We start from the raw sequence: 11,716 nt of genomic DNA, 5'->3' as shown, positions 1-11,716 counted from the left end.
GCGTAGATCCTCCCCCGCTGGGGGAGGTGGCCCGGAGGGCCGGAGGGGGTCAGCGCAGGATCAGCCCCATGGCGATGTCATCCTCAAACGTCCCGTCGGGGAACCGCCCACGCTTCTCCAGCCGCCCTTCCACACGAAACCCCAATCGCTCGTAGAGCCGCAGCGCTCCCGCATTGCCCGCGCCGGCGTTCAACTCCACCCGCACGATCGGCGGGTCCATCGCCCGTGCGGCGGCGAACAGCGCGTGGAACAGGGCCGAGCCGACGCCCCTGCCCCGCCAGTCGGGATGCACGGCCACCGTCAGGTCGGACAGCACGTGGGAGAACAGCCTCACCGGAATGCGCACGGCGTGGATCTCGCCGATGACGACGCCGCCTTGGTCAACCGCCACCAAGCCCACGCCGTCAGCCAGGGCTTCACCGAGGATCCGGGCGACATAGGCGTCGGTGATCTCTTCCGGCCGCCGGGCGATGCCGCCTGGGATAGCTGCGGTCGCGCGATGCACCGCGACCACGGCCGCCACGTCATCCATCTTCGTCGGGCGGATCGAGAAGGTCATCCGTCCCTCTGGAAAGGATAGAAGCCGCCGCCGAGGTCGAGGATGGCGGTCAGTTCGTCCAGCGCTTCGCGGCTTTCGACCAGCAGGGCCGGATCGGCCAGATCGGCCGGCGCCAGGCGGTCGCGGTAGCGGCGTGTTCCCCAGTCGGCAAGGCGCTCGTGCAGGGTTGCGTCGAAGCGCTGGGCCGGACTGGCGGCGGCCAGTTCGTCCTCGGTCAGCACCACCCGCAGGCGCAGGCAGGCCGGCCCGCCGCCGTTGCGCATGCTCTGGCGGACATCGGCGTACTCCACTCGGCCGATCGGACCGTTGGAGGAGGCCAGCCCCTCGGCCAAGGCGCGGGCGCGGGGATTGTCGCGGGTCTCGCCGGGGGCCAGCAGAACCAGGCGATCCTCTCCGGGCAGGACGAGGAGCTGGGAGTTGAAGAGATAGCTCTTCACCAGGTCCTCGATCGGCAGGTCGGCCTCGGAGACCTCGACGAACACCGGCTCGAACAGGCCCTCAGCGGCGCGGCGAACCTCGGCTTCCATGCCGGCTCGGTCCTCGAAGGCGGCTTCGTGGAAAAACAGGGTCTCGCGTGTGCCGACGCAGACCACGTCGTTGTGGAAGGCCCCGCCGGCGATGGCGCGGCGGCCCTGGCGGGGAAAGACGGCGCGAGCGGCGGCGTGGCGGCGCTGGATCGCCTCGAAGGCCTCACGGGTCTGGCGGGCCGGATAGGCGCCGCTCCAGTGCTCCCAGGCCTCGCGACCCCAGACGAAGAGGTTGACGCCCGGCGCACCGTGCTCGGCGCAGAGCCGCACGTGATTGGCCGCGCCCTCGTCGGCGAAGTGCGGCTGGGCCGGCAGCGGGTCGTGGACGGCGAAGCGGGTCTCGTCCGCGAACAAGCGACGCAGGGCCCGGGCGGTCTGCGGGCCTTCCAGGCTGCGGTGCAGGTTGGTCAGCAGGTTGGCCGGCGTGAAGTGGACGCGGCCATCGGCCGTGTCGGCGCTGGGCGTGACGGTGGCGGCGTTGGCGGCCCACATCGGCGAGGCCGAGCAGGCGGCGGCGGCCAGGGCTGGGGCGGTCTTCCAGGCGCTCTCGATGACGGAGGCGTCGGAGCCGGAAAACCCGATCGACTTCAGGAACGCCACGGCCGGCCGCTCGTGCGGCGGCAGCACGAACTGCGGCACGCCCCAGTCGGCCAGGCGCCGCATCTTCGACAGTCCCTCCAGCACCGCCGCGCGCGGGTCGGACACCTGGCCGGCGTTGACCTGACTGGCGATGTTGCCCGGCGACAGGCCGACATAGGAGTGGGTCGGGCCGACCAGCCCGTCGCAATTGGCCTCGACGGCCGTCATGCGCGCAGGCCCTTGATGTCGCCGCTGGTGTCGAGCACCGCCCCGGCCTCGAAGCTGGCGACCGGATAGGCGCAATAGTCGGCGGCGTAGTAGGCGCTGGGCCGGTGGTTGCCCGAGGCCCCGAGGCCGCCGAACGGCATGGTCCCCGCCGCGCCGGTCGTCGGACGGTTGAGATTGACGACCCCAGACCGGATACGGGCCAGGAACCGGTCCCACAGGGCCGGGTTCTCGGTCACCAGACCGGCCGACAGGCCGTAGCGGGTGGCGTTGGCGGCGGCCAACGCCTCGTCGAACGAGCCGACGCGACGAACCTGCAGGACCGGCGCGAAGATTTCCTCGTCAGGCACGTCGACGCCGGTGACGTCGATCAGGCCCGGCGAGACGAAGGCCCCCGACAGGCCTTCGACGCGACCGGGCTCCAGCAAGCGCTGGCCCTCGATGCGCCCGGCCGCGGCCAGGGCGTGCCCGGCGGCGCGCTCGGAGATCAGCGGGCCCATGAACGGCTCGGCGCCGTTCCACGGGCCGATCGACAGGCGCGGAACCAGCGCCAGCACGGCGTCGATGATCGCCTGCCCCTCGGCCCCGTCCGGCACGATCAGCCGGCGCGCGCAGGAGCAGCGCTGGCCGGTGGTGATGAAGGCCGACTGCGCCACCAGGGCCGCGACGGCGGCCGGATCGCCGGCCTGCCAGGCCACCAGCGGATTGTTGCCGCCCAACTCCAGGGCCAGGATCACGTCGGGCCGGTCGGCGAAATGGCGGCGGAAGAAAGTTCCGGCCTGGGCCGAGCCGGTGAACAGCAGGCCGTCGATCTCCTGGTCGATCAGCGCCTGGCCGACCTCGCGTCCGCCCTGCACCAGGTTGACGACGCCGGCCGGAAGGCCGGCCGCCTCCAAGGCCTCGACCAGCAGCTGACCGGCCAGGGGCGTCTCTTCCGAGGGCTTGAAGACCACGGTGTCGCCCGCCAGCAGGGCCGGCACGATGTGCCCGTTGGGCAGGTGGCCGGGAAAGTTGAACGGCCCCAGCACCGCCATCACGCCATGCGGCCGGTGGCGCAGCACGGCGCGGCCGAAGGGCATGGCGTTCTCGGCCACGCCCGTGCGCTCGTCATAGGCCTTGATCGAGGCGTCGACCTTGCCGGCCATCGAGCCGATCTCGGCCTTGGTCTCCCACAGCGCCTTGCCGGTCTCGCGGCTCAGGGCCTCGGCGTAAGCCGCCGTACGCTCGACCAGCACCTCCTTGTAGCGGCGCAGGATGGCGATGCGCGCCTCGCGCGGCAGGTCGGCCCAGGGGTGGAAGGCTTTGCGGGCAGCGGCCACGGCCGCCTCGACATCGACCGAAGAGGCCGTCGCCGCGCGCCAGACAACCTCGCCGGTCGCCGGATCGGTGGAGACGGCTTCAGGCCCCTGCCCGCTCTTCCAGACGCCGTCGATGTACACGCCGCTCATGCCTTCACCCGCACATGATCGCCTTCGCCCACGCCGAGCGCATCGGCCGTCGCGCGATCCAGGATCGCCGCCTCGCCGTCGATCAGCACCGCCGCCCGCACCGCCCGGAAGCGGGCCACGTCTGTGCTCGAGATTAGGGCCTCCTCGCCGAACGCGTCCTCTCCCAGCTTCACCCGCAGGCGCCTGGCGTCACGGACGGTGCGGATGTCGTCGCGCGGCGCGGCCACCGTCGGGCCGGCGTCGAACAGGTCGACGAGGCCCTGGTAGCGGAAACCCTCGCGCTCCAGCATGGCCCTGGCGGCCTCGCCGTCGCGGTGCACCTTGCCGATGACGTCGCGGGCGGCCGGCGCCAGGAGTTCGGTGTAGATCGGATGACGGGGCGCCAGGTCGAGGATGAACTGGCCGTTGGTCGAGGCGCTCATCAAGTCGGCCTGGTCGAACTCCAGCCGGAAGAACTTGCTGGCCAGGTGCTCCCAGAACGGACAGCTGCCGTCCTCGTCGAACCAGCCGCGCAGCTCGGCCAGCACCATCTCGGAAAACCGCTGCGGCTCGATACCGATCAGCATGTATCGCGACTGGGCCAACAGACGCCCCGCCCCGCCCTTGCGCTTCTCGGGTCGCAGGAACAGCGAGCCGACCTCTGACCAGCCCGCGCATTCATTCACCAGCACCAGGGCCTTGTGGTCGAAGCGCATCTCCAGCACGGGCGATGACTGGGCCAGGGTCACGACGCGGAACKAGAAGAACGGCCGCTTGACCCCGACGGCGGCCTTGACGCCCGCCACGCCGTCGATGACCCCGGTCTCCAGGTCTTCCAGCATCAGGGTATACCAGGCCTCCAGCGGCGCGACGCCGGCCTGGAAGCTGGCTTCCGACAGGGCCAGGCGCTCACGCAGGGTGGGCTCGTCCTCGGGCAGGCTTGTGAAGCCCCGCCCCGACAGCTGCGCCAGTTCCATCAGGGAGTCGAAATCCGCCGATCCGGCGGGACGCACGACGAGCATTCAGAGGGTCTCCGGCATGGCGGCCATGGCCGCGCGGATCGCGTGGGCGTCGATGTCGCCGCTCGCCAGTTTCATCAGGGTCAGGGCCGAGAGCTGGGCGCGCTCGACGAAGCTGGCCGGCCAGGCATGTTCGGCCTCACTGTGGATGTCGCCGCCGCGCACGCCCAGGCTGTCGATGTTGGGCAGGCCCGAGGCGAAAAGGTTATTGCCCTCGCAGACGCCGCCGGAGGGCTTCCAGGCGATGTCCTGGCCCAGCAGCGCGCCGACCTCCTTCACCGCGCCGAACAGCCTTTGCTGGGCGGCGTTGAACGGCTTGGCGCCACGGGTGATCCGGCCATGCAGGTGGGCGTGCAGGCCGTCCGATGTGGTGGAGGCCACGACGGCGGCGATCTCGCTCTCCAGCCAGGCGGCGTCGGCGGTCGAGGGAAAGCGGACGTTGAAGCGCAGCACCGCGATGTCGGGCACCATGTTCAGCGGCGCGCCGCCGTCGATCTTGGCGACGTTCAGCGTCACGCCCTCGCGCCGGCCGTTCAGCGCATGCAGCGCCTGGGCAAGCCGCGCGGCCTCCATCACCGCGTTACGGCCCGAGGCGAAGTCGCGGCCGGCATGGGCGGCCCGGCCGTGGACCACGATGTGGAAATTGCCCGAGCCCTTGCGCACGCTGGCAAGCGCTCCATCCGCCAGGGCCGGCTCGTAGGTCAGGCCCACATGGCCCAGGCGCGCGAAGTCGGACAGGACCGGCCCTGAGGCGATCGAGCCGATCTCCTCGTCGGGCGAGATCAGCACGCGGTAGCCGAGGTTGGAGGCCTTGGGATGACGCTCGAACGCCTCCAGCGCGCCCAGCATCACCGAAAGGCCGCCCTTCATGTCGGCGATGCCGGGACCATGTAGGGCGCCGTCTGGGCGGGTGCTGACGGTCTGGAAGCCGGAGGTTTCGGGATATACCGTGTCGTAGTGGCCGGTCAGCACGACCTGAACAGCCGCTTCGGGGCGCACCACGACGGCGATGGCCGGCGGATGGGCCTGTTCGACCTGGCGACCATCGCTGGCGATCTCGGGCGAGGCGGTCAGCGGGATCTCGGCCGGCGCGGCCGGCAGCGCCGAAAAGGCCTCGACCAAGGCCCGCCTCTGCCGTTCCAGGCCCGCGATGTGGCGGCTTCCCGAGTTGATGGCGCACCAAGCGACGGCCCGGTCGATCATCCGGGGCCCATCGGCGGCCAAACTCCCCAGGACAGCCCGATCTTCGTCGTCGATCCGCATGGATTCGCTGTCTCCCTTGGGCGAAAGCCTAGTCCAGGGAACGCGGGCAAAACGTTGTTTCCTTTGGCGAGGAAACCGGGCGGCCGCGCAACAGCCTTGCCGTGCGCGGCTCTACCTGTAGTCCTTTCGCCACTTCACCGAAAGCTTGGCGTCGCCGTCGCCGCCCAGGCGCGAGACCAGCGACAGCGCCCGTCGGATGCGCCATTCGACCTGAGCGGCCGGGCCTTCGCGGCCGCCGCCGATGATCTCCACATAGACGTCGTCGGTGACGTACTTGCCGCCGGCCACGGTCATGCCGGTGCTGCTCTCGGCGAAGGCCAGGCGGTCGAGCCGCGCGAAGCTGCGCAGGTTGCCGATCACGTCGAAACCGCCGCCGCCGGCCAGCGACGCCAGGGCCGAAGCCAGCTGAGCGGCCTCGATCGGCGACAGCTGGGCGGCCGACGAGCCGAACAGCACCTGCGACAGCACCTCGTCCTGCGGCAGTTCGGGCTTGGAGGTCAGGGTGATCTCGGGCTTGGCCGCGGTGCCCCTGACCTGGATGATCGCCGTCAGGGCGTCGTCCTCGCGCGTGGCGGTCAGGTCCAGGCGGATGCGCTCCAGCTGGGTGGCCAGGCGCACGACGCCATCGTCGTCGAACTCGAAGCGCTTGCCGGCGAAGTCGTACTCGCCGCGCACGACGCGAGCCACGCCGTCCAGCACCGGGCTGGCGGTGGTGCCGCCCACGTGAGCGTCCAGCGACAGCTCGACGTCCAGGCCCCTGCCCTTCACGAAGATCCGGCGCGGAGCCTTGAGGGTGACGTCCAGAGCCATGCCCGAGTTGGGCTTGCGCGCCTGGATCTCGACGCCTTGAACCAGATCCTGCGGCCGGTTGCGCTCGATGACGTCCATGGAGACGACGCCGGCCGGGGTCTTGGACTGCGCCGAGACGTCGGCGCGATCGATGGTCAGCGCCCCGGACAGCTTCACCTTGCCGTCAGCGGCGCGGTTGATCGTCGTCTGGCCGGTGGCCTGGGCCTTGGCCAGTTCGTTGTCGATCACCTGGAAGTTCTTCATGTCCAGGCGGAAGCTGCCGACGCCGTCGCGCGCCAGGCTGATCCGTCCCGCGCCCGTAGCCGTCCCGCCTCGGCCGTCGCCGGCCTGGGCCTGGCTGACGTCGATGGCGTTGTCGGCGAGATTGGCGGTGATCGCTACGTCCTGCAGGCGCAGGCCGGTCTGGCCGTCCTCGAACCGGCCGCCCGACAGCGAGGCGCGGCCGATCAGGCGCGGATCGGCCAGCGTGCCGGCCAACGAACCCTCGGCGTCGATCTTGCCCGACAGCCCGCGCTCCGGACCGATCAGCAGGTCCCACAGCGGCTTGATCTCGCCCTGGGCCAGGAAGCGCCCCTGGACCGCCCGACGGCGATCGATCGCCAGTCGGAAAGGCTTGGCAGAAGCTTCGGTAGGCAGGGTCAGGTCGGCTTCGGCCTTCAGGCCCTTCGGGTTGCTGCCGCTGGCGCGGATGGTCATGACCTTGTCGCGCAGGTCGCCGTGGATGGTGGCGTCCAGCGACTGCTCGGCCTTGGCGCCGCGTTCGCGGGCGCCCGACAGGTTGGCGTCGAGCTCGCCGTCCAGCGCTTCGCCCTGGCCACGCATCGAGACCCGGGCGTCGATGCGGCCGGTCAGGTCGGGATTGAGCGCGGTCAGGCTGACACCGACAAGATCGGCGCGCAGATTGGCCAGTTCTCCGCCGACGTCGAGGTCGAGGTCGGCGCGTCCGTCGCCGACATTGAGCCGCACGCGGCCCGAGGTGCGCGCACCGCCGAAGCGGATCTGCGCGGCTTCTCGGGTCGAGACCTCGGTGCGCGCCATCCGGCCCTTGGCGTCGAGGGTCAGCAGATAGTCGTCGGGCTGCTGGGCCAGCAGGCCCGAACCCGCCAGCCGCCACCGTCCGGACGGACCTTCGCCGCGCGCATCGAGGCTCAGCGGCAGGCGGTCCATCGGCCCGGAGGCCTTGATGGCGGCGTTGCGCACCTTCCAGGCCCCACCGGTGACGTCCTGGGCCGCCAGGTCTAGCGTCGCGGTCGGGCCGCCGGCCGCGTCGACGATCTTCACCGAACCGGTCACCGAGCCCTGGGCCAGGAAGGCGCCCGGCCCGACGGCGACCGTCAGGTCGGCGGTCGCGGGACGGCCGTTGCGCAGCGAGGCCGCGCCGCCGGCCTTTAGCCCGCCGGCGTCGACGTCCAGGTCTGAAAGCTCCAGGCCGCCAGGGGCGAAGCCGAAGGCGGTGCTGGCGCGCGCGGGCCCGTACTGGCTGGTCGCCTGCAGCGCGGCCGTGCCGTCGCCGCCGTCGGCGCGCTTGGCGAAGGTCACCGACAGCTTGGCGTCCTTCAGCGGCAGCCGCGGCAGGTCGATGCTGTCGAACGCCGCCTGCAGGTCGGCGCGCGGCGCAGCCAGGGTCCCGGTGATCGCCCCCGTGCCGGAAGCCTTGCCGCTGACCTCCACCGGGCCAGCGCCGAACGGCCCCTCGGCCGACCAGTCGAGCTTGAAGGCGAGATTGCCGCCAGGGTTCATCACGCCCGAGGTGCGGGCGCGCGCGGCCGCGCCGTCCAGCTTGCCGTCGGCCACCGACAGCTTGCCGTTGTCCCAGGCCGCGCGGGCCGAAACTCGCGGCGCGGCGCCCAGAAGACGGTCCAGTTCGGCCATGCCGCTGGCGAAGCCGGCGCCCCGCGCTTCGGCGTCGAAGTTCCAGGGCTTGTTGCGGGCCTGGCTGGCCGACCACTTGATCGCGGCCGAGCCCTTCATGCCCTGCCGGATCGGCGCCAGCGACGCGACCTTGGCCGTGCCGTCGAACGAAAGACCGCCCAGCAGGCCGCGCTCGCCCTTGGCCTCGACCACGACATTGGGCGCGATCACCTTGGCCCGCTTGATCAGGAAGCGGCCGTCCTTGAGGCGCGCGCCTTCGAAGTCGGCCTTGGGCGCACGGCCCAGCGGTGCCAGAAGCCCCTCGCCCGCTCCGCCCTCGCCCGTGGCCGAGGCGCGGATGGTCAGCTCGCCCTTGCTCCAGCCGACGAAGACCGGACCTTTGGCCCGCGCCAGGCGATAGCCGAACAGTTCCAGATTGGACACGTCGCCCGGCCCTTCGACCGAGAAACCGCCGTCGCCCAGCTTGAAGACGCCCTGCGCCCTGGTCGCGCCCATTTTCGGCATCGGCGTGATCTTCGAGAGATCCTTCACGGCCGCCGAGAAGGTCACGCCTTCCGGCGCGGTGCGGCGCTTGGTCAGATCGGTCGGACCGCGAGCGTCCAGCGACAGGTTGGGCGCGCGCAGCTTCAGCGACAGATCGGTCAGCGCGCCGGCCTTGCGACCGACCACGTCGACATCCACCGCCGCCCCGAACATCCGCTCGTAGAGATCGGTGTGGCTAGAGGCGGCCAGATCGATATGACCGCTGGCCGAACCGCCTTGGGCGTTCCAGGCGCCGCCGGCGCGCAGGGGCACCTCCTGGCCGCTCTGGGCCTTGACGGTGAAGGCGCCGGCCTCGGTCGTGCCGTTGGCCTTGGCGTCGAGCATGAAGGGGCGATCGGCGGGAAGACCGAGGCTTCCGGCCAGGGCGCCGCCCTTGGCCTCGCGGCCCACGGCCGTCAGCAGCAGGGTCTTGTCGCGGCCCAGGTCGAAGACGAGATCCAGGTGATCACCGGGGTGCAGCCGGCTGGCGGCCGACAGCCGTCCGGCCTGGCCGCCCATGCGCGCCATCTCGTAGGCGCCCGACAGGTCGAAATCGCCGGCGACGTTGCTGAACGCCGGGCGGGTCACCAGCCGCAGCTTGAAGGCGTCGAGATCGGCCGAGATCGGCGCGGCGCCCGACTTGCCCTTGGGGCCCAAGGTCGGACGGCGCACCAGGGTCACCTGCCGCGCCTCGATGCTTTCGGCGTGGAAACGCCGCCACCAAAGCTCGCGCGGCTTCCAGACCACGCGCAGGTCCGCGCCCTCCAGCCAGACGCCCTTCTCGTCGGAGATGGTCAGCCGGCGAACCCCGAAGTCACGCCAGATGTCGCCAGACAGGCCCTCGATCTTCAGCGTGCCGATGCGGCCCAGCTTCAGGCCGCTGGTGCGGGCTTCTAGGAAGGCCCGGCCCTGCGGAGTGATCACGCCGTAGCGCACGACGCCCAGCACCAGCGCGACGATGGCCACCAGCGTCACCGAGATGATGATCAGCCAGCCGGGGCCGCCGACGCGGCGCGCGACCTTGGCCGCGGCTTCGGCCACTTGCTCGACGGGTTCTGGCGGCGGCGCGGCGTCGGTCAAAAGCTCTGCCCGATGCTGAGATAGATCTGGAATGCCGCGTCGCCCTCGCGCTTCTCGAGCGGGAAAGCGATGTCGGCGCGGATAGGCCCGAAGCCCAGGTCGTAGCGGACGCCGAAGCCGGCGCCGACGCTGAAGTCGCGGGTGTTCGGGGTCGGCTCGGTCCCCACGGCGCCGGCGTCGATGAACACCACCCCGCCCCACTGCTGGGTGAAGCGATGGCGCAGCTCGATCGAGCCCTCGAACAACGACAGGCCGCCCTGGGGCGTGTTGTCCGAAAGGCGCGGACCGATGGCCTGATAGGAGTAGCCGCGCACCGAACCACCGCCGCCGGAATAGAAGCGCCGCGAGGCCGGGACTTCCGGCATGGTGCCGCCCAGCATGGCGCCCAGCTTCAGGCGGCCGGCGAGCACCGTGTCGGCCTCCTTGCCGAAGGGGATATAGGCCGAGCCCTGGGCCTGGGTGCGGATGTAGACGAGGCTGGTCTCGCCGGTGATGGCGGTCGGCTCGGCCCGCGCCTCGACCCGCCAGCCGCGGCGGGGGTCAAGGATGTTGTCGGAATAGTCCCAGGCATAGGCGCCCAGTGCGGTGAAGGTCGCCAGGTTCAGGCGCTGGCCCACGGGCAGGCCGTTGGCGGTGGTCAGTTCCTTGGTCTGCGACAGGTCCACGGACAGGCCGTAGGTACGGTATCTGGTCGTCTGCAGACGGCGCGTAAGGTCGGCGCTGAACGTGGCGCCGGTTTCGTCATAGGCGTCGGTGGTGTCGGCGAACACCCGGCTGGTCAGCTTCAGGGTCTGCTGCGGACGGCCCCAGTGCGGCAGCGCCACCGAGCCTTCCAGGCTCTTTTCCAGCTTGGCGACGCGGCTGGTGATCGTCGTTGTGTCGGCGCGGCGCAGGCGATTGTAGCGGATCCACTTGGCGTCGACGCCAGGGCCTTCGCTGGTCGAATAGCCCGCGCCCAGTTCGAGCGTGCGAGAAGCGCGGTCGGCCAGGGTGACCTGGATCGGACGCAGACCGTTCGCCAACGCCTTGTCCTTGGGGGCCAGGGCCACCGACACGGTGTCGTAGACGCCGGTGTCGCGCAAGCGGCGTTCGAGCTCGGCGATGTCTTCGGGATCGTAGACGTCGCCTTCCTTCCAGGGAGCCAGGCGCTGCAGCCACTCGATCCGCGTGCGCCCCTTGGTCGACAGTTCCACCCCATCGACCTTCACCAGGTCTCCGGCGGCGATGATGAAGGTCGGGCGGACGGTGTGATCGGCGTGGTCGACGATCACCTGGCGCGGGTCGGCCATGGCGTCGGCATAGCCCAGCTTCTGCACCTGGGCGACGGCCCGGCCTTCGGCGCCGAGAATCTCGGCGGCCCGGCCGGCGGAGCCTTCGGTCAGGCCCAGCACCGAGAATGCGCGCTCGCGGACGCCCTCGTCGGGCGGCGCGCCGGACCAATCGATCCGCGGATCGGCGATGACGAACAGCTGGCCCGGCGTGACCTTCACCGTACCGCGCGGCGGGTCGGTCTCGGTGACGTCGGGATCGACGATATAGGCGTAGTAGCCCTCGGCGCGCAGCACCGCGACCGCGTCATCGGCGGCGTCACGGGCGCGGCGGCGGGCTTCGGAACGGCTGGCGGGCGGACCGTCGGACTGGGTCAGGGCGCGCTGAATGGCTTCGCGCAGGGCGCGATCCTCGACGCCTGTGATGGTCGCCGATGGTTCGTCCGCTTTAGCCTGAGCCGCCACGGCCGCGATGGCGGCCGCCAAGCCCAGGACTGTCGTCTTACGCACCAAGCCAAGTCCCCGCACGGAGCGCCCCCAGGACCTCGTGTAGTCGGGCGCTTCA

The 11,716-nt window shown here is 71.0% G+C and carries 7 protein-coding genes; all 7 read right to left on the bottom strand.

Features of this window, described 5'->3' with window-relative positions; translation table 11 throughout:
• Positions 1 to 49: 49 nt before the first annotated feature.
• Positions 50 to 559 carry an N-acetyltransferase family protein gene (locus tag AC1DCG_RS19220; protein WP_477036912.1) on the bottom strand — a complete coding sequence of 170 codons (510 nt, stop codon included), beginning with the start codon at positions 557 to 559 and terminating at the stop codon, positions 50 to 52.
• A complete protein-coding gene (astB, locus tag AC1DCG_RS19215; RefSeq protein ID WP_477028630.1) occupies positions 556 to 1,893 on the bottom strand; it encodes an N-succinylarginine dihydrolase in 1,338 nt (445 codons plus the stop codon). Before astB ends, AC1DCG_RS19220 begins: the two co-directional genes overlap by 4 nt.
• Complete coding sequence (gene astD, locus AC1DCG_RS19210) at positions 1,890 to 3,338, bottom strand: succinylglutamate-semialdehyde dehydrogenase (protein ID WP_477028629.1); 1,449 nt, start codon at positions 3,336 to 3,338, stop codon at positions 1,890 to 1,892. Before astD ends, astB begins: the two co-directional genes overlap by 4 nt.
• Positions 3,335 to 4,339: an arginine N-succinyltransferase gene (locus AC1DCG_RS19205; RefSeq protein ID WP_477041610.1), complete on the bottom strand. Its 1,005-nt coding sequence runs from the start codon at positions 4,337 to 4,339 to the stop codon at positions 3,335 to 3,337. Before AC1DCG_RS19205 ends, astD begins: the two co-directional genes overlap by 4 nt.
• Positions 4,340 to 5,599, bottom strand: a complete 1,260-nt coding sequence (locus tag AC1DCG_RS19200; protein WP_477028627.1) for a hydrolase — start codon at positions 5,597 to 5,599, stop codon at positions 4,340 to 4,342. It abuts the gene before it with no gap.
• Positions 5,600 to 5,710: 111 nt separating this feature from the next.
• Complete coding sequence (locus tag AC1DCG_RS19195; RefSeq protein WP_477028626.1) at positions 5,711 to 9,883, bottom strand: translocation/assembly module TamB domain-containing protein; 4,173 nt, start codon at positions 9,881 to 9,883, stop codon at positions 5,711 to 5,713.
• A complete protein-coding gene (locus AC1DCG_RS19190) occupies positions 9,880 to 11,661 on the bottom strand; it encodes an autotransporter assembly complex protein TamA (protein ID WP_477028625.1) in 1,782 nt (593 codons plus the stop codon). Before AC1DCG_RS19190 ends, AC1DCG_RS19195 begins: the two co-directional genes overlap by 4 nt.
• Positions 11,662 to 11,716: the final 55 nt, after the last annotated feature.

It is taken from the genome of Caulobacter sp. 10L414 (assembly GCF_056395525.1).
The sequence above is the reverse complement of the archived record's forward strand: the minus strand, read 5'-3'. Positions and strand labels throughout refer to the sequence as shown.

What these genes read in the sequence shown, in the direction of transcription:
- AC1DCG_RS19220 (WP_477036912.1), bottom strand. Translation starts at nt 559, where the DNA reads ATGACCTTCTCGATCCGCCCGACGAAGATGGATGACGTGGCGGCCGTG.
- astB (WP_477028630.1), bottom strand. Translation starts at nt 1,893, where the DNA reads ATGACGGCCGTCGAGGCCAATTGCGACGGGCTGGTCGGCCCGACCCAC.
- astD (WP_477028629.1), bottom strand. Translation starts at nt 3,338, where the DNA reads ATGAGCGGCGTGTACATCGACGGCGTCTGGAAGAGCGGGCAGGGGCCT.
- AC1DCG_RS19200 (WP_477028627.1), bottom strand. Translation starts at nt 5,599, where the DNA reads ATGCGGATCGACGACGAAGATCGGGCTGTCCTGGGGAGTTTGGCCGCC.